This window comes from Wolbachia endosymbiont (group A) of Trypoxylon clavicerum (genome assembly GCF_947251665.1).
In the GTDB taxonomy this organism is placed as follows: domain Bacteria; phylum Pseudomonadota; class Alphaproteobacteria; order Rickettsiales; family Anaplasmataceae; genus Wolbachia; species Wolbachia pipientis.
The window spans coordinates 1,129,814-1,153,690 of sequence record NZ_OX366374.1; the positions used below are offsets into that span (position 1 = coordinate 1,129,814).

Annotated in this window: 25 protein-coding genes, 2 tRNA genes and 1 pseudogene; 8 read left to right on the forward strand and 20 right to left on the reverse strand. The window is 35.3% G+C overall.

The window, feature by feature from the left end:
- Nucleotides 1–27: 27 nt before the first annotated feature.
- The 11 genes from rplL to rpsL form a co-directional block, all read right to left on the reverse strand.
- Nucleotides 28–429 carry a 50S ribosomal protein L7/L12 gene (gene rplL / locus OPR60_RS05830; RefSeq protein WP_065094733.1) on the reverse strand — a complete coding sequence of 134 codons (402 nt, stop codon included), beginning with the start codon at nucleotides 427–429 and terminating at the stop codon, nucleotides 28–30.
- Nucleotides 430–455: 26 nt separating this feature from the next.
- A complete protein-coding gene (rplJ, locus tag OPR60_RS05835) occupies nucleotides 456–974 on the reverse strand; it encodes a 50S ribosomal protein L10 (RefSeq protein ID WP_265040231.1) in 519 nt (172 codons plus the stop codon).
- Between the two features lie 12 nt (nucleotides 975–986).
- Nucleotides 987–1,640, reverse strand: a complete 654-nt coding sequence (gene rplA, locus OPR60_RS05840; RefSeq protein WP_265040233.1) for a 50S ribosomal protein L1 — start codon at nucleotides 1,638–1,640, stop codon at nucleotides 987–989.
- Nucleotides 1,641–1,644: 4 nt separating this feature from the next.
- Entirely contained in the window at nucleotides 1,645–2,085 is a 441-nt protein-coding gene (locus tag OPR60_RS05845) for a 50S ribosomal protein L11 (RefSeq protein WP_006279541.1), read from the reverse strand.
- A gap of 2 nt (nucleotides 2,086–2,087) precedes the next feature.
- Entirely contained in the window at nucleotides 2,088–2,924 is an 837-nt protein-coding gene (nusG, locus tag OPR60_RS05850) for a transcription termination/antitermination protein NusG (protein ID WP_065094731.1), read from the reverse strand.
- Complete coding sequence (gene secE, locus OPR60_RS05855) at nucleotides 2,914–3,114, reverse strand: preprotein translocase subunit SecE (RefSeq protein ID WP_022626186.1); 201 nt, start codon at nucleotides 3,112–3,114, stop codon at nucleotides 2,914–2,916. Before secE ends, nusG begins: the two co-directional genes overlap by 11 nt.
- Before the next feature lie 19 nt (nucleotides 3,115–3,133).
- Nucleotides 3,134–3,206 (reverse strand) — tRNA-Trp (locus OPR60_RS05860).
- Nucleotides 3,207–3,219: 13 nt separating this feature from the next.
- Nucleotides 3,220–4,392, reverse strand: a complete 1,173-nt coding sequence (tuf, locus tag OPR60_RS05865; protein WP_265040235.1) for an elongation factor Tu — start codon at nucleotides 4,390–4,392, stop codon at nucleotides 3,220–3,222.
- 11 nt (nucleotides 4,393–4,403) lie between these two features.
- Nucleotides 4,404–6,479, reverse strand: a complete 2,076-nt coding sequence (fusA, locus tag OPR60_RS05870; RefSeq protein ID WP_265040237.1) for an elongation factor G — start codon at nucleotides 6,477–6,479, stop codon at nucleotides 4,404–4,406.
- A 21-nt stretch (nucleotides 6,480–6,500) separates the two neighbouring features.
- Nucleotides 6,501–6,980, reverse strand: coding sequence for a 30S ribosomal protein S7 (rpsG, locus tag OPR60_RS05875; RefSeq protein ID WP_007549313.1), 480 nt, complete (start codon nucleotides 6,978–6,980; stop codon nucleotides 6,501–6,503).
- Between the two features lie 5 nt (nucleotides 6,981–6,985).
- Complete coding sequence (rpsL, locus tag OPR60_RS05880; RefSeq protein ID WP_006279787.1) at nucleotides 6,986–7,360, reverse strand: 30S ribosomal protein S12; 375 nt, start codon at nucleotides 7,358–7,360, stop codon at nucleotides 6,986–6,988.
- Nucleotides 7,361–7,867: 507 nt separating this feature from the next.
- On the opposite strand from rpsL, the gene OPR60_RS05885 reads away from it, so the two are divergent.
- The 5 genes and pseudogenes from OPR60_RS05885 to OPR60_RS05900 all read left to right on the forward strand — a co-directional run.
- Nucleotides 7,868–8,620: an IS5 family transposase gene (locus OPR60_RS05885; RefSeq protein WP_265039650.1), complete on the forward strand. Its 753-nt coding sequence runs from the start codon at nucleotides 7,868–7,870 to the stop codon at nucleotides 8,618–8,620.
- Nucleotides 8,608–8,730, forward strand: a complete 123-nt coding sequence (locus OPR60_RS05890; protein ID WP_265040239.1) for a hypothetical protein — start codon at nucleotides 8,608–8,610, stop codon at nucleotides 8,728–8,730. The genes OPR60_RS05885 and OPR60_RS05890 overlap by 13 nt, the downstream gene beginning before the upstream one ends.
- A gap of 467 nt (nucleotides 8,731–9,197) precedes the next feature.
- Nucleotides 9,198–10,037 carry a peptide chain release factor N(5)-glutamine methyltransferase gene (gene prmC, locus OPR60_RS05895; protein ID WP_065094647.1) on the forward strand — a complete coding sequence of 280 codons (840 nt, stop codon included), beginning with the start codon at nucleotides 9,198–9,200 and terminating at the stop codon, nucleotides 10,035–10,037.
- Nucleotides 10,038–10,223: 186 nt separating this feature from the next.
- Nucleotides 10,224–10,364 (forward strand): hypothetical protein, encoded by a 141-nt coding sequence (locus tag OPR60_RS06920; protein WP_406829573.1) that lies wholly within the window; start codon nucleotides 10,224–10,226, stop codon nucleotides 10,362–10,364.
- 12 nt (nucleotides 10,365–10,376) lie between these two features.
- Nucleotides 10,377–10,976 (forward strand): annotated as a pseudogene (locus tag OPR60_RS05900) (IS5 family transposase); the annotation flags it as partial.
- Between the two features lie 128 nt (nucleotides 10,977–11,104).
- On the opposite strand, the gene OPR60_RS05905 reads toward OPR60_RS05900, so the two are convergent.
- The 7 genes from OPR60_RS05905 to OPR60_RS05935 all read right to left on the reverse strand — a co-directional run bounded on the left by OPR60_RS05905 (nucleotide 11,105) and on the right by OPR60_RS05935 (nucleotide 18,328).
- Nucleotides 11,105–13,105: a type IV secretory system conjugative DNA transfer family protein gene (locus OPR60_RS05905; protein ID WP_265040241.1), complete on the reverse strand. Its 2,001-nt coding sequence runs from the start codon at nucleotides 13,103–13,105 to the stop codon at nucleotides 11,105–11,107.
- Between the two features lie 30 nt (nucleotides 13,106–13,135).
- Nucleotides 13,136–14,128, reverse strand: coding sequence for a P-type DNA transfer ATPase VirB11 (virB11, locus tag OPR60_RS05910; protein ID WP_265040242.1), 993 nt, complete (start codon nucleotides 14,126–14,128; stop codon nucleotides 13,136–13,138).
- A 1-nt stretch (nucleotide 14,129) separates the two neighbouring features.
- On the reverse strand, nucleotides 14,130–15,572 hold the full coding sequence (locus OPR60_RS05915) for a TraB/TrbI/VirB10 family type IV secretion system protein (protein ID WP_065094643.1): 1,443 nt from the start codon (nucleotides 15,570–15,572) through the stop codon (nucleotides 14,130–14,132).
- 16 nt (nucleotides 15,573–15,588) lie between these two features.
- On the reverse strand, nucleotides 15,589–16,389 hold the full coding sequence (gene virB9 / locus OPR60_RS05920) for a P-type conjugative transfer protein VirB9 (protein WP_265040243.1): 801 nt from the start codon (nucleotides 16,387–16,389) through the stop codon (nucleotides 15,589–15,591).
- On the reverse strand, nucleotides 16,376–17,056 hold the full coding sequence (locus tag OPR60_RS05925) for a VirB8 family type IV secretion system protein (protein WP_065094642.1): 681 nt from the start codon (nucleotides 17,054–17,056) through the stop codon (nucleotides 16,376–16,378). The genes virB9 and OPR60_RS05925 overlap by 14 nt, the downstream gene beginning before the upstream one ends.
- Nucleotides 17,057–17,128: 72 nt before the next feature.
- Nucleotides 17,129–18,211 (reverse strand): GTP cyclohydrolase II, encoded by a 1,083-nt coding sequence (locus OPR60_RS05930; RefSeq protein ID WP_065094641.1) that lies wholly within the window; start codon nucleotides 18,209–18,211, stop codon nucleotides 17,129–17,131.
- Nucleotides 18,212–18,240: 29 nt separating this feature from the next.
- Nucleotides 18,241–18,328, reverse strand: a tRNA-Leu gene (locus tag OPR60_RS05935).
- A 190-nt stretch (nucleotides 18,329–18,518) separates the two neighbouring features.
- On the opposite strand from OPR60_RS05935, the gene OPR60_RS05940 reads away from it, so the two are divergent.
- Nucleotides 18,519–19,793: a metallophosphoesterase gene (locus OPR60_RS05940; RefSeq protein ID WP_065095325.1), complete on the forward strand. Its 1,275-nt coding sequence runs from the start codon at nucleotides 18,519–18,521 to the stop codon at nucleotides 19,791–19,793.
- 27 nt (nucleotides 19,794–19,820) lie between these two features.
- On the opposite strand, the gene dnaA is transcribed toward OPR60_RS05940, so the two are convergent.
- Nucleotides 19,821–21,203 (reverse strand): chromosomal replication initiator protein DnaA, encoded by a 1,383-nt coding sequence (dnaA, locus tag OPR60_RS05945; protein WP_265040246.1) that lies wholly within the window; start codon nucleotides 21,201–21,203, stop codon nucleotides 19,821–19,823.
- Between the two features lie 325 nt (nucleotides 21,204–21,528).
- Between dnaA and OPR60_RS05950 the strand changes: the two genes are divergently transcribed.
- Nucleotides 21,529–22,266, forward strand: coding sequence for a type I glutamate--ammonia ligase (locus tag OPR60_RS05950; RefSeq protein ID WP_065094638.1), 738 nt, complete (start codon nucleotides 21,529–21,531; stop codon nucleotides 22,264–22,266).
- Nucleotides 22,267–22,269: 3 nt separating this feature from the next.
- Here the strand turns inward: OPR60_RS05950 and OPR60_RS05955 are convergent, their stop codons facing one another.
- Nucleotides 22,270–22,992, reverse strand: a complete 723-nt coding sequence (locus OPR60_RS05955) for a hypothetical protein (protein ID WP_265040247.1) — start codon at nucleotides 22,990–22,992, stop codon at nucleotides 22,270–22,272.
- A 175-nt stretch (nucleotides 22,993–23,167) separates the two neighbouring features.
- Here OPR60_RS05955 and OPR60_RS05960 point away from each other — a divergent pair, with 175 nt between their 5' ends.
- Complete coding sequence (locus OPR60_RS05960; protein ID WP_265040248.1) at nucleotides 23,168–23,875, forward strand: efflux RND transporter permease subunit; 708 nt, start codon at nucleotides 23,168–23,170, stop codon at nucleotides 23,873–23,875.
- Nucleotides 23,876–23,877: the final 2 nt, after the last annotated feature.

Genomic DNA, 23,877 nt, shown 5'->3' on the forward strand with positions numbered 1-23,877 from the left:
ATCAATATAAAATTAATACATTAAATATTATTCAAGCTCCACTTTAGTTGCTCCTGCTTCAATAAGTTTTTGCTTGATTTTTTCTGCTTCGTCTTTAGGAACATTAGCAGTCAAATCTTTAGGTAAAGATTCAACCAACTCTTTTGCTTCTTTTAAACCCAATATAGAATTAACCTCTCTCACAGCTTTAATAACTCCTATTTTTTTACTCGCATCAATTTCTTTAATCACAACTTTATACTCAGCTTTTTCTTGAGCAGCAGGAGCAGCAGCATTATCACCAATAGGCGCCCCAGCACCAACAGCTCCACCAAGAAAAGAACCAGCAGGCAACCCTATTTTCTCTTCTAAAACTTTTACAAGTTCAGAAGCCTCTAATAGGTTTAAAGATAATATTTTATCAACCAAATCACTTGTTACATTACTCATAATTACCACCTTACTTAACAACAAATTTATTTTTTAGAACTATAATAATCCAAAACTCTCATAAGCCTCATAGAAGATGAATCAATAGACAACGCTAACCGAGCAGGAATATCATAAGATATTAAACGCATAATTTTAACACGCAATTCATCCAGAGAAGGCAACTTAGCCAGTTTATTAACATCTTCCACTGTTAACAATTCATTTAAATGAGCTGCGCAAATCACAGACATTTTTTCTTTGTTAGCATTAGTAAAATCAACTATTAATTTTGCAGCTTCTACTATGCCACTAGAGTATATAATAGCAACAGGACCGGAAAATTTGCCTGATAAATAAGAGAATTTACCAGTCCTTTCCAAAGCCAAACGCGCTAGAGTGTTTTTAACTACTAATACCCCACCTGCTATAGACTTCAGACTATTCCTCAGAGTTAATGAATCATTAGCATTTATAGATTTAAAATTTACTAATATCAAGAAATCATTATTTACAAATACGTTTATTGTGCTCTGTATAAATTCATCCTTATCTTTACGCTTCACGGTATCACTCCCTTAAATTATATCTTCCACTTTGCCTATCTTATAAGCTTTACCCATAGTTGAATTTAAAAAAACACCCTTAAAGTAAATTCCTTTCGCAGAAATAGGTTTATTATCTTTAATTACTTTAAGAAAGGCTTTTAAATTTTCTAGCAAGTCATCAATATCAAATTTAATATTTCCTAATTTACCATGAATAACACCATTTTTATCTGTTCTAAATTTTACCTGACCAGACTTAATGGTTTTAATAGCTTCTGCAATGTTAGAAGTCACAGTACCAAATTTAGGGTTAGGCATCAGCCCTTTAGCACCCAATACTTTTGCAATAGGAGTGATTTTTGCCATAAAATCAGGAGTAGTAATGCACCAATCAACATCTAACTTTCTACCTTTTTTTATTTCTTCAACTAAATCCTCTCCTCCTGCAATATCAGCACCAGCTTTTTCAGCTTCTAATAAATGTTTATCTTGAGCAAAAACAGCTACTTTAATATTCTTCCCGATACCTTTAGGCAAAACTACTGCACCACGCACCTGCTCTTCAGATTTACGTGAATCTACGCCTAAATTGACCGCAATATCAACTGATTCATTAAATTTTGCTGAAGCAAACTCAACAATCTTCTTCAAACACTGCTTAGGATTATCATTATATGTATTCATTTACCTAACCTTCCACAACTTCTATACCCATAGATTTTGCAGTGCCTACAACCATTTTCACTGCTGAATCTTCATTATCCACTTTCATATCAACCATCTTGCACTTTGCTACTTTAATTATAGCAGACATAGGTAATTTAGCCACTAATTCTTTACCAGGATTACCAGAACTTTTACTTAATTTAGCCTCCTGCTTAAGTAAATAAGCCACAGGCGGACCGCTGACAGTAAAATCATGAGAGCGATCATCCTTTATGGAAATTCGCACTGTTACTAAATCGCCTACTTTATAATTAGCGTTAGCAGCACTAGTAACTTTATTAAAAGCTTCACAAAACTTAGGAACAGGTATACCACGTGGACCAAGTACTGAAGCAATTTTCGGTCCTGGAACTGCTTTCCCAGCTTCCATAAGTAAGTTAATCTTAGCAACTATAACACTCATAATTAATCCTCTATTTTCTCTACTTGAGCCAGATCAAGCTCTATTATTGTCGGCTTACCTAAAATCGATACTTCCACATTAATAATTTTTTTCTCATCGTTTACCATATTTACCTTACCAGTAAAATTTTGAAAAAGACCATCATTAATTTTCACTTTTTCACCTTTTTCATAACCATAACCTAACTTCTTTGTCTCTTGAGCATTATAAAGTGCATTACACATTGAGTGAATCTCATCATCCAAAATCACCTTTGGAATATTACCGTTTTTCAAAAATCCATAAACCTTAAGAGATTTTGGTATATTATTGATAAAATTCAATACTTCATCGCATAAATTCACGTATAAAAAGACATAACCAGGAAAGCATTTCCTTCGTGTAGCAATTTTCTTAGATTTCAACTCTACTTCACTTAGCTCTTCATATGGAATAAAAACTTCCTTAAAGTAATCATTAACACCCAATCTCATAGAATTTTCCAATATATGTTGGCGCACTTTCTCTTCACAATTAGAAGCAACTCTCAAGATATACCATTTATACCTATTAAATTCCTTACACTTTAAACTTATCTCATCATCTAAAATCATCTCAAAATTACCAGATTCGCCACTGCAGAATCCAGGCGTTTGATTCAAAATATTTTTGCTTTCATCACACAGATGCATATATACATACACTTCACATAATTCTTTTATATCAGACTTTGAATTACATACCGTTTGATAAGGAATAAACACTTCCTTAAAATAAACAGCATTACTTACCAATTCGCGTATACCTTGCTCATATCCATAATCAACTTTAATGATATACCATTTATATTCACATTCCATAAATAATTCCAAATAAAGCCTTAATTACGTAAAGAGACATAAAATCCACAAAACAGAAGAAAATCGAAAAGCATAATATAACAATCATTACAACAAATAGAGATGACAACACCTCCTGTTTCTTTACCCAAGCAATTCTTCGTATTTCTTGCTTTATATCACAGAAAAAACCACACAAACTTTTTAACATTTCCACCACAACATTAATGCAGGAGCGATAGGAATTGAACCTACAACCTCTGGTTTTGGAGACCAGCGCTCTACCAATTGAGCTACACTCCTATAACTCAAACTCTCACTCCAAAATTTCAGAAACAACACCAGAACCAACAGTTCTACCGCCTTCTCTTATCGCAAAACGCAATCCCTTATCCATTGCTATCGGTACTTGCAATTCTACTTCTACACTCACATTATCTCCTGGCATTACCATCTCCTTCCCATCTAGTAATTTTATGCTCCCAGTTACATCCGTTGTCCTTAAATAAAACTGTGGCTGGTAATTCGCAAAAAATGGTGTATGCCTTCCTCCTTCCTCTTTCTTTAATATATAAACCTCCGCCTTAAACTTTCTATGCGGCGTTATCGTCCCCGGTTTTGCTAATACTTGCCCTCTCTCCACTTCTTCTCTTTTTGTTCCTCTTAACAATATTCCTACATTGAGTCCTGCACTTCCCTTATCCAGCAACTTCTTAAACATCTCAACCCCTGTGCATATCGCCTTTTGCGTCGCTTGCAGACCTATTATCTCTATCTCTTCTCCCGTCTTTATCTCTCCCTTCTCTATTCTTCCTGTTACCACTGTTCCTCGCCCCGATATCGAAAATACATCTTCGATTGGCAATAAAAATGGTAAATCCACAGGCCTTGGTGGAACCGCCACATATTCATCTAACTTTTCCATCAATTTGTCTATTGATTTTTTTCCATATTCGCTGCTGTCATCCTCCAGCGCCTTGAGTGCTGAACCAACCACAACAGGCACTTCATCCCCTGGAAATCCGTATTTATTCAGCAATTCCCTCACTTCCATTTCCACTAAATCTATCATATCAGCATCAGCAACATCAGCTTTATTTATATACACCACGATATATCCAACACCCACCTGCTTCGCCAGCAATATATGCTCTCTCGTTTGTGGCATTGGCCCATCAACCCCTGACACTACCAATATCGCCGCATCCATCTGTGCTGCACCTACTATCATGTTCTTTACATAGTCAGCATGTCCAGGACAATCAACGTGTGCATAATGCCTTTTTTCCGTCTGATACTCAACATGCGCTGTTGCTATCGTTATCCCCCTCTTCCTTTCTTCTGGCGCTTTATCTATCTGATCGTACGCTACAAAATTTCCATAATGCTTCGTTATCGCCGCTGTCAACGTTGTCTTCCCATGATCCACATGTCCTATTGTTCCCACATTTACATGCGGCTTTCCAAATGCTTCCACTACTGCTGTCATAATTATTACCCTTAATTATACTCTAACTTTAACTCATCAACCACATATTGTGGCACTTGCTCATAACAAGAAAAATGCATACTATACTGCGCCCTTCCCTGAGACATAGAACGCAAAACGTTGATATAACCAAACATATTTGCAAGAGGTACCGAAGCAGTAATTATTTTACTATTATTACCTAAATCGAGCATATCAGCAACATTTCCTCTTCTACTATTTATATCACCCATAACATCACCCATATATTCTTCAGGAGTAATGATTTCAACTTTCATTATAGGCTCCAGCATTTTTGGACCAGCTTTATTTGCCATCTCTTTAAAAGCACCTTTAGCAGCAAGTTCAAAAGCTAAAGGACTAGAATCAACCTCATGAAAAGCACCATCAAGAAGGGTAGCCTTAAAATCAATCAACGGAAATCCCGAAATTATACCACCTTCTTTTATCAACTCCAAGCCATTTTCTACCCCAGGAATATACTCTTTTGGAATAGCACCACCTACAATTTTACTTTCAAATTGAAACCCAGAACCAGGCTCAAGAGGTTCAAATTTTATTTTAACCTTAGCAAACTGACCAGCTCCACCAGATTGTTTTTTATGAGTGTAATCAATTTCAACAGATTTAGTGATAGTTTCACGATATGCAACCTGAGGAGCACCGACGTTAGCCTCAACGTTAAATTCGCGCTTCATTCTATCAACAATAATCTCAAGATGGAGCTCACCCATGCCTTTCAATATAGTCTGGCTACTTTCCGCATTTACTGACATTCTCAAAGAAGGATCTTCTGCAACCAACCTATTTAGAGCAATACCTAATTTTTCCTGATCTGAAGTGGTTTTAGGTTCCACAGCAATTTCAATAACAGGCTCAGGAAATTCCATACGCTCCAATAATATAGGAAAATCAACAGAACATAAAGTATCTCCGGTGGTTGTTTTCTTTAGCCCAACTAAAGCAACTATATCTCCAGCCCTAGCCTCAGTTATATCTTCTCGGTTATTTGCATGCATAAGTAACATTCTGCCAATCCCTTCAGTTTCGTTTTTTAACGCATTTGAAACGGTAGATTTAGACTTTAATTTACCAGAATAAATACGGATAAACGTCAAGCTGCCTACAAATTTATCCGTCATCATTTTAAATGCAAGAGCAACAAATTTCTCTTTTTCTGAAGGTTTGACCTCAATTTTCTTTTCTGAATCTTTAGGATCAATTCCAACAATTACATCAACATCAATAGGAGAAGGTAAAAAGTCAACCACACCATCTAAAAGTGGTTGTACGCCTTTATTTTTAAAAGCTGATCCACATAACACAGGAACAAATTTTCCTTTAATGGTCCCATTTCTCACGCATTTTTTCAGTAAATCCACTGGCAGATCATTAGACTCAAAGTAAGTATTCATCGCTTCATCATCCATCTCAGCTGCAGCATCTAATAAAAGATTTCGATATTCTTGAGCCTTATCAAGCAAATCAGAAGGAATATCTTCATAAGAAAATTTAGCGCCCAACGTTTCTTCTTGCCATATAATGGCTTTCATAGAAATAAGGTCAATTATACCTTTGAAATCTTTCTCACTCCCTATTGGTAAATGAATAACTAAAGGTGCTGCACCAAGCTTCGTCTTTATCATATCAACACATCGATAAAAATTTGCCCCTATTCTATCCATCTTATTAACAAAGCAGATACGAGGAACGCTATATTTATCAGCTTGACGCCACACTGTCTCAGATTGAGGTTCAACTCCAGCAACTCCATCAAATACAGCAACTGCACCATCCAAAACCCTTAAAGATCTCTCAACTTCAATAGTGAAATCAACGTGACCAGGAGTGTCTATTATATTGACCCTATGATCATTCCAAAAACATGTTGTTGCAGCAGATGTGATTGTAATACCACGCTCTTTTTCCTGCTCCATCCAATCCATAGAAGCTGCACCATCGTGCACTTCACCAATTCTATTTTGCTTACCAGTATAAAATAAAATACGCTCTGTTGTGGTAGTCTTACCAGCATCTATGTGAGCCATTATCCCTATATTTCTGTATTTAGATATTCCAATTTCCATATCACAATTAATTAGCTAACATTAAAAACGAAGATGAGAAAATGCCTTATTAGCTTCAGCCATTTTATATTTTTCTTCGCACATCTTAAACGCACCACCGCGTTTATTATAAGCATCCAATATTTCAGATTGCAAACAATCAACAGTGGTTTTTCCACTCTTTTTTCGAGCAGCAGAAGTTGCTTTAGCAATCCACCTTAACGCTAAAGAAACCGCTCTATCTTGTCGAACTTCAACAGGTACTTGATAAGTTGCACCACCAATGCGTCGAGAACGCACTTCTATAGAAGGAGTAACATTTCCTACTGCTGTCTCAAAAATTGATAACCCACCTTCGCCTATTTTCTTTTCAGCTAAAGACAAAGCGTCATAGATAATCTTTTCTGCAGTAGATTTTTTACCACATTTCATGATTGTATTAATGAAACGCATCAGCAAAACACTGCCGTAACGCGAATCAGGACTTATTTCTCTTTTTTTTGCTTTATTCCGACGAGCCATAAACTTTAACCAGATTTCTTTACACCATATTTTGAACGAGCTTTCTTTCGATTTTGCACACCACGCAGATCAAGGGCACCTCTTATTATGTGATAACGCACACCTGGCAAATCTTTAACCCGCCCACCACGTATCAAAACAACAGAGTGTTCTTGTAAATTATGACCTTCACCAGGTATATAAGCCGTCACTTCACCATACCCACTAATTTTTACTCTGGCTACTTTACGGAGTGCTGAGTTAGGCTTTCTAGGAGTTGTAGTATACACCTTAGTGCAAACACCTCTCCTTTGAGGGTTGCTTTCTCCCAAAGCTGGTACCTTTTTCTTATGGGTCAATCCTAATCTACCCTTACGTATTAATTGATTTATCGTAGGCATATGTTATAAACTCAAGCTCATTAAAATAACTAAGTTTTTAGTTATAAAATAATAAACCTCAATAGTCAATATAAAAATAAACATTACTACTCTAATAATTAAGCTCAACTGCCTTGAAAGCCATCAGTAGACTTCTTGCACTACCTCCCAAGCCACAACTGTCATTCAGTAGAAACGAAAAAACTTACTTGACACCCTTCGCCAGCCCCATTATCATGGTACTGAAGGTATTCATTTATCTTCAATCTGTGCAGATTAAATGACAACAGTATTACGTAATTGGCGTCTTATTTTTAATTTTTTGCACTATGCACACTTTACGTCTTCACAACATTTCTGGGTTTTTACCTATATAAGCTGAAACGCGCTTATAAAGCGTTTAAGACAGTATAGTACGCCAATTTGCAGGATTAGAGAGTGACAACTAGGCTCTGTGGACAAAAAATATGAAAAGAGAGAAAAAGATGGTAGTTTAGCCTAATAGGTAAAAAATGGAGAAACTACCATATGCAATATTACATCAAAGAGGAAAATTGGAAACAAATTTTAGAGTTCATAAAAAGCGTAAAAGGAATGCACAGCAAAGATGAAAAACGTTTAAGAATATTCATAGAGGCAGTGTGGTACATAGTGCGAAGTGGTTGCCAATGGAGACTTTTATCAAAAACTTATGGTAATTACAGGAGTATACATAAGCGATTTAAAAGATGGTGTGAAAGAGATGTCTGGAAAAAATTGCTTGAATATACTAAACAAGAGCCTGATTTAGAAGTTGCTATAATCGACGGTACGATCATCCGAGCCCATCCATGTTCATCTGGATATACAAAAAACTCCAAGGATCAAGAAGCTTTAGGGAGGAGCAAAGGTGGCTTTACAACTAAAATACATGCGCTTGTCGATGCACTTGGAAATCCACTTAAATTTACTCTGACTCCTGGTCAAAGAAATGAAATTACGCAGGCACAAGTGTTGACCGAAAGTATCTATAACTCTACTGTAGTAGCTGACAAGGGCTACGATAGCAATGCCTTTGTTACAAGTCTTGAAGACAAGGGATGTACAGTAGTTATTCCGCCAAAACGGAATCGAAAAGTGCAAAGGTATTACGATGAGCATATCTACAAAGAACGTCATTTGATTGAGTGTTTTTTTGGTAAAATTAAAAATTTTAGGCGCATTTTTTCCAGATTTGATAAAACTGCTGAGGTTTTTATTGGTTTTCTCAATTTTGTTGGAGCTCTTGTATGGCTTCTCTAAAATTTTGTCCACAGAGCCTAGGGCTTCTTTTGCCTTTTTTTCTGCTTGGTAAATTTCTTAATATTTATGGCAACATGAACTGGGCAGGAAGGTGTCATTCCAGTGCTTGACACTGGAATCCAGTTTTCCATATAATCTCATCGAAAATGTTGTAACCACTTTCTGTACTAGTTTGCTTGTAAGCAAGCAAACTTTTCTGGATCCCAGTGTCTGAGCACTGGGATGACAGGGGAGGGAGGCTACTTGGATGACACCATTCTTTTTCCTGGATCCAAGTAGTCAGGGCACTGGGATGACAGGAGAAGGTACTAGGATAACACCCTGACCTCGTCGTCCCGCTGCTTGTTAGCGGGATCTCTTGTTAGCGCCGCGGCAGTATGACGGTTCGCGGCGGCATGACGTAGAAGCTATACTTTTATGCTCACCAACTTAGCTGGATCCAAGTAGTCAAGCTACTTGGATCTGCAAATTGCAATGTTCGTACAGTTGCGTGCTTGACACTGGGATTTAGTGCAGCTACCCTAAAATGGAAGCTCATCTTGCTATTTTTGGCTGAAAGGAACACATTTTTAGAATAATGAAAACAATCAGCACTTTAATTCAAGAAGGATCGGAGTTATTATCGTCACATAAAGTTGAATCACCACATTTAGATTGTGAAATCATCATGCAGCACGTACTTGGAGTGGAAAGATCATTTATAATTGTGAACCATGCTGATCAAGTGCCGATGGAAAAAGAACTTTTATTTTGGAAATTAACAAAAAAAAGAGCGGAAAGATATCCAATATCGCAAATAATAGGTAATCGTGAATTCTGGGGTAAAAATTTTATAGTTAACCAGCATGTTTTGGATCCAAGACCAGATAGTGAAACAATAATCCTAGCAGTGTTAAAATATTACCCAAATAAAAAGCAGAAACTAAAAATCGCGGATTTTGGTACAGGTACAGGCTGTTTATTGATATCCGTACTTAGTGAGTATGAATATGCTGTTGGCGTCGGTTTTGAAAAAAGCTTGGAAGCATACAAAATTGCCTATCAGAACACAAAAAAACATGATCTTCTCAGCAGAGCCAAAATATTTCCAAATTCATGGACAGAGTGCAGAGGCTCATTTGATCTGATAATTAGCAATCCTCCATATATTAAAAGAAGCAAATTGAAAGACTTGCAAGCTGAAGTGCAAAAAGAGCCAAGAATTGCTCTTGATGGTGGAATTGATGGTTTGAACTGTTACTTGAGCATTTTTCCAATATTAAGGAGGTGCCTTAAAAAAAATGGGTTTGCGATATTGGAGATAGGTGAAGATCAAAGCAATATTGACAAAATAATCCCCTCATACGAATTAGCTTTTCAGGAATATGTATATGATTTGGCAGGAATGAAGAGATGCATAGTTATGCAAAAAACATAGCTAATGTTTTCTTGTATTATCTCCTTCATCCCATATTATCCTATGTCATCCCAGTACCCTCTACCTCGTCATCCCAGTGCGTGACACTGGGATCTATATTTAACTAGGCTCTGTGGACAAAAAATATGAAAAGAGAGAAAAAGATGGTAGTTTAGCCTAATAGGTAAAAAATGGAGAAACTACCATATGCAATATTACATCAAAGAGGAAAATTGGAAACAAATTTTAGAGTTCATAAAAAGCGTAAAAGGAATGCACAGCAAAGATGAAAAACGTTTAAGAATATTCATAGAGGCAGTGTGGTACATAGTGCGAAGTGGTTGCTAATGGAGACTTTTACCAAAAACTTATGGTAATTACAGGAGTATACATAAGCGATTTAAAAGATGGTGTGAAAGAGATGTCTGGAAAAAATTGCTTGAATATACTAAACAAGAGCCTGATTTAGAAGTTGCTATAATCGACGGTACGATCATCCGAGCCCATCCATGTTCATCTGGATATACAAAAAACTCCAAGGATCAAGAAGCTTTAGGGAGGAGCAAAGGTGGCTTTACAACTAAAATACATGCGCTTGTCGATGCACTTGGAAATCCACTTAAATTTACTCTGACTCCTGGTCAAAGAAATGAAATTACGCAGGCTCAAGTGTTGACCGAAAGTATCTATAACTCTACTGTAGTAGCTGACAAGGGCTACGATAGCAATGCCTTTGTTACAAGTCTTGAAGACAAGGGATGTACAGTAGTTATTCCGCCAAAACGGAATCGAAAAGTGCAAAGGTATTACGATGAGCATATCTACAAAGAACGTCATTTGATTGAGTGTTTTTTTGGTAAAATTAAAAATTTTAGGCGCATTTTTTCCAGATTTGATAAAACTGCTGAGGTTTTTATTGGTTTTCTCAATTTTGTTGGAGCTCTTGTATGGCTTCTCTAAAATTTTGTCCACAGAGCCTAGTTAAAATAGCTAATCTAATACTAATTAATTAAAAATGGCTTAATATGAAAAACCTAATTATTTGCATAACTTGCACTTTTCTGAGCTAAAAATAGGCAAAGTTAACCTTACTTCTCGTCATTTTTTAATTTATCGTCAATATCCTCATCTTCAAATTCATCCTCCTCTTCTTCGTCATCAAACCCATCATCGCTCCTATCCTCATCTTCCTCGTCATCATCATCTTCAAACTTATCGTCGATATCTTCGTCTGCAAATTCATCTGATTCATCATATACTGCATCTTCGGTTTTAGTTTCAACAGGATAATCAACTGAATTAGGTCCCTCAAGAACATTATTCCCCTCGTTATTAACCTTATCTTTGCTCACAGCGGCAGAAAGAACTTTGTTTGGGTCATATGGTTCTTGTGTAGGCACACGAGTTTGTTTGAGCAGCCTTCTTGTGAAGGTGGTATCACTGTAGTACAAAATTTTCTTTGATTTAATTGGGTAAGTCGACTCTATTAAAATTATCTGATCGTCACGTGGCAACATAATAACTTCTTGAGGCAATAGCAATGCTCTTTGTATTTCAGAGATATGTAATGACCTTGAAGCAGGATTTAAATCTAAAAATTTAGGCTTATTCAACGATTCTTGTTGTACAGTTTTGTTTCCTATAAGTTGCGATATTAAATTAGCTGTTTCAATATTATTGGCTGCAAAAGTTATTCTGTAAGTCGAGTTTGACAAAAAGGAGTTCATCCCTGCTTCTTCGTATATTCCTTTGAGCTGCTCAGTATCTTGAACAATTAAGAATAACCTAACTCGATAACCACGAAAATATGCAATACCTGTTTGAAATTGCTCCATTTTTCCAAGTGTAGGAAACTCATCCATTAAAAACAATACACCATAAGGCTCATCATCCGATGGCAATTTTCTACATAAAAACTCAGTTGCCTGTTGGTAAAAAACCTGCATTAAAGGCCTGAGCCTAGTCAAGTTGTCAGGAGTTAAGCCAACATAAACTGTAATTTTCTTCTTTTTAAAATCTAGAATATTAAAATCACTTGACGCAGTTGCAGTATCAATCAATGGGTTTGCCCACAATTCAAGTGATGAGTTCATGGTTGATACAACACCTGACCTTTCTTTATCAGCTTTTTGTAAAAAAGCTGCAATATTCATATATGCTACAGGGTGTAGTATTTTACCCATTGTATCAAGAGCAACAGCAAGATTATAAACTACATCATCACTACGCATCGTACGCACAACTTCACCAAAAGATTTAACTTTCTCTGGTGCAGCAAGTAAGTATAATACCACTCCAACAAATAAGCTTCTTGCTTCATTCTGCCAAAAGTCTTGTTCAGGCATGATTAGGTTAGCTATTTTCTGCACATCGTCAACCATCTGCCCAGGTTTTTCACTAATCCATTGTAATGGATTGTAACAGTGACTTATTCCATCTGGCTGCGCTGGATTCCATACGTATACTTTTTGTCCTTGTCGTTCTCGCCAACCACTTGTTATTTCATAGTTTTCTAATTTTATGTCGTGTACAATTACCGAGTCAGTCCAAAATAATAAATTAGGAATTACAAAGCCAACACCCTTACCAGAACCTGTAGGTGCAAATAACAATGCATGCTGAAACCCATCAGAAATGAAGTATCCTCTTTTATCTTTACCAAGCAATAATCCCTTTTTGCTTCTTAATCCTGCTTTTCGTATGTCTTTCTCTGATGCCCACTGCGAATCTCCATGAAGTGATTCTTTCTTTTTAAATGGTCGCCACTCAATTATCCTTTCTCTTAAATTCCATAAAATAATCATTAAAACAATGATAGGCAGTGCAGAAGATATAATTAATGTGATTTTGAGCTCAAGGCTATATAACTCTGGATGATGCCAACAATATTGTATATGATCAAAAATCGTTGGCCAAAGAGCTTGAGGGAAAGGCGTCAAACTAGGATTAATTGCCTTAAAATCCACAGCATCCGGACCATCAGCAAACAGAACAAACAATATACCAGATAGATAGAAGCAAAAATCAAGTACGCTAAAAGCTACTACACCTCCTATGAGAATATTACGTAGGTGATTTCCATTACTCATAAACTACTCTTCCTTAACTTATGTATAAATTTAAGCATTTTCGCTCGCAGATCTAGTAAATAATATCTCAGAAATGCTTCTTTTGCCCCCATCGGTTCTTTTTAGCTGAATAACAATATCAATCACATTTCTAATGTATGGTATAATTTGGTCTGGAGGAATGCCAAGATTTGCCTGCATAACCATCAATTTTATTTGCTCAAGGGCCATTGTTGGACTATCTGCATGAAGGGTTGATATTGATCCAGGGTGACCAGTATTTATCGCCCTAAGAAAACTAAAAGCTTCCGCTCCACGGAGCTCACCAACTATTATTCTGTCTGGCCTTAAACGTAAGCACGCTTCTATCAAATCTTGAGTGGTTACTTTTGCTCTGCCCTGCCCTCCTTTAGAGGCAATTAGATGGACTTTATTGGGATGATCGTTCAAAACGATTTCCCTTGCATCCTCAACAGTAATAATTCTTTCCTCAGCTGGAATAGCACGCAAAGTAGCATTAGTAAAAGTAGTCTTACCAGTGGAAGTTCCACCACTAATTATAATATTTTTCTTACTTATTACAGCGTATTCTAAAAACTCTTTTATTTTTTTTTGCCTTAACAATAAATCCAAATGACGGTCAACTGGATTATCAGTTGCTTCTGTAACAGTTTCAGAAAAAGCCCCCATTTTTTCGTAATCATCGAGTGCTAACTGCATGCTAGAAGGCTTACGAATCGACATGACTACTTTATCAGGTTCACATGCTGGCGGAAATACTATCTGTATACGATAACCATTTGGTAATGTTGCCGAAAGTAACGGCGCTTCTTCGCTAAGTTTTTGTTCTGTAGCTTGAGCAATCAGTCTGCCAAGAGATTTCAAATGGTTAAGATCGAATACTTCTAATTTTTCACACCTTATTTCACCGCGATTTTCAATCCATACTTCCTTTGGCTTATTTATTGATATTTCATTTACGCCTTCTTCTTGAAATATGCCTTGTAATGGCTCCAAATATGTATCAAGTGCAGCATAGTTCATTTCATTGATTTAATATTGCCTGTGGAGGAAATACTATATCTTGGTTAATAAATACTTTCAATGCAGTGCCTTGATCAACATAAATAGTTGGTTTTTTATCTGTGTATCTGCCTACTATATCCCGCATATCTTTAGAAAAATCCTCGATTGACTTCCCGATTGCTTCATCATAAACAGACTTGCTTTTTCTTTGAATTTGTTCTAACAGTTGATTTACAATTTCCAGGCTTATATTTACCTTGTCTTCTCCAATTCCTAGTGCTTTTGCTATTTCCTCTTTCATTATTTTTAGTAAATCTTGTCTGCTTTTGGCACTCCGAATTCTTCCGATAGCCCCAAGGCCTAATTTCCATTTGTCACTAGATATCTTCTTTTCTGGGTCAATAATGAGTTGGAGAGAAGAAAAATCTATTTCGGTTGCAGTGATAGACTTTACTGCATCCATGGCAGTTAGCGCATCAATAAGATTAGAAGCCTTTTGCCCTATAACAGCCGAACCAATCGAAACACCAGCAAGTGTCACTGAAGAGAATAACGCACTTACTATTTTGTTATCAACTATTCCTGCTATCCCTGCTCTACCAAGCTCGTCAGTACCAAGTGATGAGATTGCAATATCTATTCCATGTGGCAGAATCACTCTATTCCAGTTTATATTTACACGAGATTTAGCAACATTCGAGTCAAATGAATAACTGCCTATCAATCTTGAGCCTTTAGGTATTAAAACTGTATCACCAGTTTCTGCATAAACATCTCTACTCACCATAGCACGCAGCATTCCTTGCAGATCAGAGTTTATTGCAGTTTCAAGCACAGCATCAATAATTTTACCTTGAGTAACCATTAAACTAAGCTTTCCTACTCTGGTAGCTTTGCTCGATTGTGCTGAAGTGTCGGATAAAATAGCATCAGCAGCCTTGTTCTCTCCACTACCACCTGAAATTGTTAACATTTGTGCACTACGTCTGTCTCTAGGATAACCGCCACCCCCTATTGTAGGAAACGAGGTAGGTAAATTGCCCATAACATTACTAGAAGGAAAATTTTGCTTTGGCAAAATAGGTATATTTGACACAGGAGTTTCTTTTGGTTTCTCTTCTTCTTTTCTAATTTGTTTTATTTCTGGTATGATTGGTGGTGTAGGAAGAGGAGGTAAGGGTGGTAAGGGATCAGTTATTATTCTTTCAGGAACCATTACATTATCTGGAACTTGTTCCAACTTTCCTTTCAATTCTTGAACGTTTTGCTTTGTTTCCTCTTTTTTAATAACTTCTGAACCCTCTTTATGAGAAGGACTAAAATAGAGATAATACACTCCACCAACCAGAAGCACTAAAATAATGACCATCAATGCCCTATGACCTTGATTAGAGCCAACTGTTACTACCTTATTCTCTATTTCTGATTCATCTTCTAAATTGTTACGCCTTTCTTTATTCATATTGCATGTACCACAGCTAAAGTGACCTATTTATAATTTCAACTTCACCATCTTCATAACGCATAAATAGCTTTTTATGTACTCCTTTTATTATAACATAATCATCAAATAACAGCCTTTTACAAGGTTTATCCTCCCCTTCTACAAAAACCTGAGGTATTTTATTATTATTTCTAAATTTTAAATAGGTTAAATAACCATCATCAAATAACTTGATCGGAACTATATCCGCATTACCACCTTCATCAATATATGTATAATTGTACTTCGTATCATTTTCTTGTATTATTTTTTCTAGCTTGTCTGTAGTATATTGCATTTGAGTAGGTAAAGAAACCTCATCTAAATCAACATCAAATTCACCTTCTTCTTGAGAATAATAAAAACGTACTACGTAAGATATATCCTTTTCAGCAGAATAATCGTGATCCACTTTCTTAGCATCAGTATCCGGGTATTTATCGTAGTTTGGCCTTGAGATTAAATCAAAAATGTAATTTCTTTTTTTAGTTGTCGTAATAATCATGTTAGTGCGACTACTAACTTCAAATGGCATAATAAGCAATTTATTGTCATAAGGATTAATTTTCCAACTTGATGCATCACCAACAGCGATATTTTTAACTTTTTCTCCTTCCGCAAATTCAATATAAGAATAGTAACCCTGACTAAAAACCACCGTAAATACTTCATTAGGGCTATACACAAAAGTCTTTATTCTACTATCTACAGAAATAGGCTCATTATAATTAATGGATGCGTTTAAATTGCCACTGACAAGTAAAGCTAAAACTAATAATATCCTATACATATTCATCATCCACTCTATATGAAATAACTTGAAATCCTAATGGGTTAATATATCTTTGCTGATCATCCATTTCAAGCGATGCATACCTATATGACATAATAACTATCTTGTTTTTTCTTGTGGAACTTCCATCTTTCCGTGTAAATTCCACAAAAAATCTCACCTGAAGAGCATCGTTACCCAATTTTTGAATTGAGCGAATTTTAAATTCACTTTTGGTATCTGAATATAAATTAAAAAGATCATCCATATTCTGCGATCCTATATAATTTCTAAATTCATTATACACATTAGGTGAGGAAAACAACCTCACCTTTGTATAATAGTTATAATTATAATGATATGGATCAAAAACCTCCCTTGCTTTTATATACTCTGAAATAAAATAATCGTTTAGCGCTTCATCTGCAGAATACTCTTTTACTGTGACAGGATCAACCAATTGCACTATTCCTGATTTCTTGTCAATTTCTATAACAAATGGCTCAATAGTGCTACTTGTGCTAATTTTAAATATGACTAATATGCTGATAGAGATCGTTGCTAATAATATTAATGCAAATAAAAGTAGAATATTTCTTTGAGCAATAACTGTGCTGTAGCGGTTTGAATTCCAATTTATATCCTTATCTAAGGATTCAGTATTTTTTTCTCGTTTAAAAAATCTTAGCATTTTAGTATTCCTAAAAATCTTAACTTATGTTAATAAACATAGCAAATTAACAAAGTAGTTACAGCAAAAAAGCTAAAAAACTCTTAATCTATGGCCTAATTTACCAAATTTTGTCTCCATATATGAATCGTTATATTTATTACGTTCCACAATAAGTGGTAGACACTTTGTAACTCCTATACCACTACTTTCCAATTCTGACAATTTTCTATCATTGTTTGTAAGTAATTGGATTTTGTTAATGTTCAATTTCTTAAGCATTTTAGCTGCAACAGCAAAACTCCTTTCATCATCTTCAAAACCCAATGTTCTATTTGCATCAACAGTATCAAGATTATGTCCTCTTTGCATACTGTACGCTCTTAACTTATTAGTTAAACCAATGCCCCTTCCATCTTGCATCAAATACAATATAATACCACTTCCAGAGTCAGCTATCATTTGAATTGCTTGATGTAACTGACTTCTGCAATCGCATGACAAGCTATCTAACAAGTCACCCGTATAACACGAAGAATGAATTCTTACTAATGGTTCGCCATCTTTATCTGGATTGCCAATGATAATTGCATGATGTTCTCTTCCACCACTTTCGGTTCTATAAGATATGATATTTACTTCTTGAGTCTGTTTTAAAAATAATGATGTTTTGCACACTTCATATACATCCTGATTTTCTTGAAAATTATTTATGAATGACGTGTCCAGTGCAATAACGTCATTTTTCTCGCACCAATTTCGCATTTCATGATTATTCTCAAAAGTCATATCAGCCACTAACGCGTATGGCAATAATTCTGAGAACTTAAGCAAGGCAATAGCACATTCATCTATTGTCTTTGAGCATTGCAACTCTTTTATGCAATCTTCCTTTGAACAGTTTATTAAATGGAGCAGTTCATCAAAATTATTCACCAACAGACGTTTGCTGTTATGTTCTTTATTCTGAGATATGTATTTTACCTTACTTGAAGTTAAAGTAACATATACATTACTTGATATAAGCTTATATTGATTAAATAAATCTCTTTCTAAAGCCTCAGCAGCAGCGAACAATAGGTAATTACTTTCATCATATATTACAATTGGCCGACCGCGCCTGATTTCGCTGATAGCTCTTTCTACCTTATTGCTACTCTGATTTCCTATAAACATTTTTACCCATATTAAACAGCGATAAAAACTGGTGCGGCCGAGAAGACTTGAACTTCCAAGGCCTTATGAGCCACAGCGACCTCAACGCTGCGTGTCTACCAATTCCACCACGGCCGCACTATATTCTAGTTTTTATATAATTATTTTAAATTACTTAATCATTTTAGAATTTTTCATCTAGAGTGTCAATCTGATACTAGAATAATTTAGAAATTGTTTGTATAATTTGATTATGAATTTTGTGATTACAAATTTTAATCATTTAAGATAACCTTACTACTAATTTTTAACTAAGGTTCTTATACAAATGAATATAGCTAATATCTTTATTTTTTTAACTCTCTCTCTTATAACTAGCTTTCATTTCGTCCATGCACAAATATTATACACATGGTCTCAAGTTATCCCAGAAAATAAACTAAGCATACGTGCAATTACAGACAATGACATGTGTCCCATTGTTTATGTCGATGGCGAAGAAATAGAAATGCTGAATCGCAGCTCAATTAACAATGGTGATCATAACGAAACAGTTTGTGAACTGACAGTACAAACAAGTGCCAAAAACATTAGTATTGAGGATCTACGGGTTCCTATATTACCAAAAAAGGTTAATAAAATTGCTTTCATTGGTGACACGGGCTGTAGAATAAATATGTTATTTCAGCAGGAATGTAATTCGGTAGATAGCTGGCCTTTAAAAAAAAATTTAGATTCAATCGCCCTTCATAAACCAGATTTAATTATCCATGTTGGTGATTATCATTATAGACAAACAAAATGTAGAAATACAAAAAAGTGTGGCGATATTTATGGATATAATAAAGAAGTTTGGTACGCTGATTGGTTTGAGCCTGCAAAGGATATTTTATCACAATCCCCTTTCCTTTTTGTTCGTGGAAACCATGAGAGTTGTGATAGAGCTTATGAAGGATGGTTCAGGTATCTAGATTCATACCCCTTTTCGTCTGAAAAATGTGGAAACTTCGTTTCTAGTTGGTCCTTAGATGCTGGACCAATGAAATTTTTTATCTTCGACTCTTCATCCGGTGAGGATATTTTTACAACCCAAAGCACAATTGATGCTTTTGAGAGGCAATTTGATAAATTGATACAAAATAGTTCTGACAAGCCCATGTGGTTTTTAACTCATAAACCGCTTTGGAGATCTCCAAAAAAAGAATTTTTGACATTAAAAAGCCATGGCAATCTTACACAAATTGAAGCTTTTGGGGATAGATTTCCAAGCAATGTTACTACCATAGTTTCTGGCCACATTCATATAGCCCAGATTTTATTAATGGATAATGTTCCAGACCAGATTATAGTTGGGAACGGTGGTGCATTATTACATGCTCAAGATCAAGAACCCGTCTACCAAAATGTAGAATTTGACTATTCAAATGGTAGAAACTACTTAGCACACGAAGTTAGAAACTTTTTCGGCTTTGGCTTTGCAATACTAAACTTAGATGATCACAAATTTACCTTCTATAACCAAGATAATAAGGAAATGTATTCTGCAAAGCTAACAGAAGATTTTAAACTTAAACGGATTAAAACTATAGTCGATTCATTTTAGGATTTGTTATTAGCTATTTTAAAAACGCTACTTAAACATTTTTTTTAATCGATTGATTTCATCAGCAAATTTTGAGTCGGTCTTTATAAAATTTTCTACTTGTTTTACTGCATGTATAACAGTAGCATGGTCTCTGCCACCAAAGTTTCTCCCAATATCTGGTAGGCTTTTTTGCGTAAATTTTTTGGCAAGATACATAGCTATTTGTCTTGGCCTTGCAAGACTGCGAAGCCTTCTATTAGATTGCATATCTGCAACCTTTATATTGAAAAATTCAGCTACTTTCTTTTGTATTTCTTCTATTGTAATTGACCTATGATTTGACCTAAGAAGATCGATTAGGGTTTCACTAGCTGACTCCACCGTCATACTTCTTCCAATTAATGAGGTATGGGTAACCTTATTTAATGCTCCTTCTAATTCTCTTATATTAGATTTTATGTTCCTTGCTAAAAACTCTAGGACATCTTTCGGAACATACATATTCATCTGCTCCACTTTTGCCTGCAATATACCAAGTCTTAATTCAAAAGTTGTTTCATTAATATCTGCCACCAACCCCCAACCGAGTCGTGATTTTATTCTTTCTTCCACTCCATCAAGATCACTAGGAGACCTATCAGCTGATATAACCAATTGTTTATTTTGGTCTATCAATGCATTGAAAGTGTGAAAAAATTCTTCTTGTGTACTATCTTTACCACTGATAAATTGCACATCATCTACCATCAATACATCTACTGATCTAAATTGCTCTTTAAATAACATAATATCTTTGCTTCGCAGCGCTGTAATATATTGGTACATGAATTTCTCTGCTGATAGATATACCACTTTTCTTTTTGCTGATGGGGAATTGACTATGTGCCAAGCTATAGCATGCATTAAATGTGTTTTACCAAGTCCCACTCCACCATATAGAAACAAAGGATTGCTGCCTGATATTGGATCTATAGATTCCGCTACACGCTTTGCCGCTGTAAATGCTAATTCATTTGACTTTCCTACCACAAAATTATCAAAAGTGAATCTGGGATCCAGTGGTGAACCAAGATTATGATTACTTTCCTCTCTGTTTTTTAGTATAACATTAGAATTTGAATTCCTTTCTTCAATTACTTGAATATCAATAGAACATATACTTTGATCCTCGCTTTGCCATAATGATAATATTTTTTTCATGTAATGAACTGTAATCCACTCTTTTATAAACCTTGTTGACACGGATAAAAGAACTTCCCCATTTCTGCTACTGACAAATTTTAGTGAACTCAGCCAGCTGTTATATGTTGCTTCTCCATAGAGATTATAAAGACAATTTTGAATTTTTTCCCAAGTAACATTGTGATCCGTTACTGTAATAATCTGATCAAAAAACATAGTAGAAACCTTAGGGCTAGTTAAGTTCATATACCACACCAAGAAAAAACAATAATCAGAAAGATGCAAGATAATCAACAGCTTACTGCAAAATGAAAAGCTAATATTACTTAATACATACTAAAAATTATGGTGATTTTTTGATGAGTTGTAAAGGGTATAAAAACACTAAAATTGATCATTTTTATTTCAAAAAAATGAAAAATTTGTAAATGTCGCTTGTATCGAGGATTAGAAGCATGCTATTAAAAACAGTAATACATTATGTATAAATAAGATGTTAAATTTACTGGCAAATAAGTAAAGTATTCATATAAATATAGCTAACCTAATATAGATTTACTGAAGCAAATTTATGATTATATTAAGTAATTTGAGTTGTTATGCTGTATTCGGTATTGAACTAGAGTTTTACATTGAAGGAATAGAAAAAGAATACTTATTTCTGAATAGCATCAAAAATAAAATAGCATCTCTTGAATTTTCTTGCGAGAAGGAGAATTCTACACATCAGTATGAGATAAAAAGTGGTTGTTATACGAACTCCGACAATTTAATTAAGCATTTTGAGTTAGCAAAACAATCACTTACTGAAACAGCACAAAAACTAGGTGGGAATATTTCTTTTAAAGCAAAGCCCTATTTGGATAGAGCAGGCAGTGCATTAAATGTGCATGTTAATCTCGTGAATTCAAATAACGATAACTTATTTTATATCAATGAGCAAAAGTACAGTGACTATCTGATTCACAGTATTGGTGGATTATGTGCAATGATGAAAAAACATATGTTGTTTTTCGCTCCAAATGATGATTCATATTTAAGATTTCAGTACCCGGATATTTATACTCCAACTACGATTAGTTGGGGGGTAAATAACAGAACTGCTGCGATAAGAATTCCCTATTTTGGCAACGATTCCAAAAGATGCCGCCTAGAGCACCGTGTTCCTGGAGCAGATTGTAACCTTGAAAAAGTACTCACAGCAATAATTGAAGGCATAGTTTTTGGTATAGAGAACAAAATTGCTCCGCCAAATAGAGTGTATGGCATTGCATCTGATCCTCAATATAAGATGGAGAGTTTGATATAGCAACTACCTGTTAAACCCTAACCCATTAAACTCCTTTGAGATAATTGGCCATTCTAGCACTTTCCTCACATCATTATTTACATTCCCATACTGTAATAGCAAGTCTGCAGCAGATAGTTTCTGCGTACTTTTAGATGATCCAAGCCCTATATTGGTAAGGTTGCTCGGTGGCTGCTCAGGAAGTGGATTACCAGATACATCCATGTGTTCAGGGAGAGATTTCATCTGATTCTTTATAGAGCTAGAGTTATTTTGTGCAGGATTTCTATCATCTGACATGTCAAGAATAATTTTCTCAGGTACTACCATAGTTTTTGTATAATCAGCAGAATGACTGCCTCCAGTGTTCTTAAATTCATCAAGAATTGGTTCGCCAAACGCATTTATAGGGCCACCAAGTGATCCTTTCTCCATGCGCTCTTCTGCTCTTTTCCTTATTATTTCTTCTGCTAGCTCAGTTTCAGTTCTTTTTGGTTCTTTTACGGTACCTTTTTCTTCACCTTCATCTCCTGAAACACCAGTAATTTCAGCAGGCTGTTCTTTTTTAGTTCTTATTTTATGAATCAGCGAAAGTAATAAGTAAGTAACTGCAGCAGCAGAAACGATAATGGCTATCTTTGCGGAAATGTGGATTGCTGTTAAAAATATTAAAGCTGATAAAGCTCCAGCTAATCCAGACACAATAACTTTATTTTTGCCTTTTGTTATATTTAGAATTGCCACCATAATAACCTCTCAAATACTGTTCTAGAATTATTATACAGAAATTTTCTTATACTTGCAATTTTGTAAAAATTTTAATTATTTGCGTAAAGTTTTAAAGCTACACAAGGATTAATTAATATGCAATGTATCTCGACTATAATATTGCACAAACGCACATATTCAGCTAACATTCAACATGCAGAGCTTACTCATAGAGCGAAACAGGGCGGTGGTATTATTACTTATAGTAATTTTTATCTTCGGTTCATACGTTTATGTAAAAATGCCAAGGGAAAGCAATCCTGATATACAGATTCCTATAATCAGCGTGTTTGTTGGACTTCCTGGGATTTCTGCTCAAGATAGTGAAAAGCTATTAGTGCTTCCTATAGAAAATGAACTAAGATCCATCGAAGATGTAAGAGAATTGAGAGCTTTTGCAACTAATGATGGTGCTCACATGGTACTCGAATTTGGAACAGAGTATGATAATAAAGAAGTGCTTGATAATGTCCGTTCAAAGCTTTCAAACATAAAATCGAAGTTACCTGTTGAAGCGGAATCTCCGATAATCAATGAAATAAACTTGAGCTTATTTCCGATACTCAATGTCGGCTTAATTGGTAATTTGCCAGAAAGAGCCTTAACTGAAATAGCACGCAAGTTAAAGAAAGAAATAGAATCTCTGCCAAATGTTCTCAAAGTTGAAGTGGCAGGTATGCGTAAAGAAACAGTGGAAGTTATAATTGAGCCCACAGTTCTAACAAAATATAACATTCAATCAAACGAAATATTCCAAGCTATATCAAGCAATAACAGACTAGTGGGAGCTGGGTCACTGGAAAATGATACCGGTAAATATTCGATTAAAATATCAGGAGACCTGCTGCGAATCAAGCGATAAAA

Coding starts and splice junctions, on each gene's coding strand:
- rplL (WP_065094733.1), bottom strand. CDS start 429: ATGAGTAATGTAACAAGTGATTTGGTTGATAAAATATTATCTTTAAAC.
- rplA (WP_265040233.1), bottom strand. CDS start 1,640: ATGAATACATATAATGATAATCCTAAGCAGTGTTTGAAGAAGATTGTT.
- OPR60_RS05845 (WP_006279541.1), bottom strand. CDS start 2,085: ATGAGTGTTATAGTTGCTAAGATTAACTTACTTATGGAAGCTGGGAAA.
- nusG (WP_065094731.1), bottom strand. CDS start 2,924: ATGGAATGTGAATATAAATGGTATATCATTAAAGTTGATTATGGATAT.
- secE (WP_022626186.1), bottom strand. CDS start 3,114: ATGTTAAAAAGTTTGTGTGGTTTTTTCTGTGATATAAAGCAAGAAATA.
- tuf (WP_265040235.1), bottom strand. CDS start 4,392: ATGACAGCAGTAGTGGAAGCATTTGGAAAGCCGCATGTAAATGTGGGA.
- fusA (WP_265040237.1), bottom strand. CDS start 6,479: ATGGAAATTGGAATATCTAAATACAGAAATATAGGGATAATGGCTCAC.
- rpsG (WP_007549313.1), bottom strand. CDS start 6,980: ATGGCTCGTCGGAATAAAGCAAAAAAAAGAGAAATAAGTCCTGATTCG.
- rpsL (WP_006279787.1), bottom strand. CDS start 7,360: ATGCCTACGATAAATCAATTAATACGTAAGGGTAGATTAGGATTGACC.
- OPR60_RS05885 (WP_265039650.1), top strand. CDS start 7,868: ATGCAATATTACATCAAAGAGGAAAATTGGAAACAAATTTTAGAGTTC.
- OPR60_RS05890 (WP_265040239.1), top strand. CDS start 8,608: ATGGCTTCTCTAAAATTTTGTCCACAGAGCCTAGGGCTTCTTTTGCCT.
- prmC (WP_065094647.1), top strand. CDS start 9,198: ATGAAAACAATCAGCACTTTAATTCAAGAAGGATCGGAGTTATTATCG.
- OPR60_RS06920 (WP_406829573.1), top strand. CDS start 10,224: ATGCAATATTACATCAAAGAGGAAAATTGGAAACAAATTTTAGAGTTC.
- OPR60_RS05905 (WP_265040241.1), bottom strand. CDS start 13,105: ATGAGTAATGGAAATCACCTACGTAATATTCTCATAGGAGGTGTAGTA.
- virB11 (WP_265040242.1), bottom strand. CDS start 14,128: ATGAACTATGCTGCACTTGATACATATTTGGAGCCATTACAAGGCATA.
- OPR60_RS05915 (WP_065094643.1), bottom strand. CDS start 15,572: ATGAATAAAGAAAGGCGTAACAATTTAGAAGATGAATCAGAAATAGAG.
- virB9 (WP_265040243.1), bottom strand. CDS start 16,389: ATGAATATGTATAGGATATTATTAGTTTTAGCTTTACTTGTCAGTGGC.
- OPR60_RS05925 (WP_065094642.1), bottom strand. CDS start 17,056: ATGCTAAGATTTTTTAAACGAGAAAAAAATACTGAATCCTTAGATAAG.
- OPR60_RS05930 (WP_065094641.1), bottom strand. CDS start 18,211: ATGTTTATAGGAAATCAGAGTAGCAATAAGGTAGAAAGAGCTATCAGC.
- OPR60_RS05940 (WP_065095325.1), top strand. CDS start 18,519: ATGAATATAGCTAATATCTTTATTTTTTTAACTCTCTCTCTTATAACT.
- dnaA (WP_265040246.1), bottom strand. CDS start 21,203: ATGAACTTAACTAGCCCTAAGGTTTCTACTATGTTTTTTGATCAGATT.
- OPR60_RS05950 (WP_065094638.1), top strand. CDS start 21,529: ATGATTATATTAAGTAATTTGAGTTGTTATGCTGTATTCGGTATTGAA.
- OPR60_RS05955 (WP_265040247.1), bottom strand. CDS start 22,992: ATGGTGGCAATTCTAAATATAACAAAAGGCAAAAATAAAGTTATTGTG.
- OPR60_RS05960 (WP_265040248.1), top strand. CDS start 23,168: ATGCAGAGCTTACTCATAGAGCGAAACAGGGCGGTGGTATTATTACTT.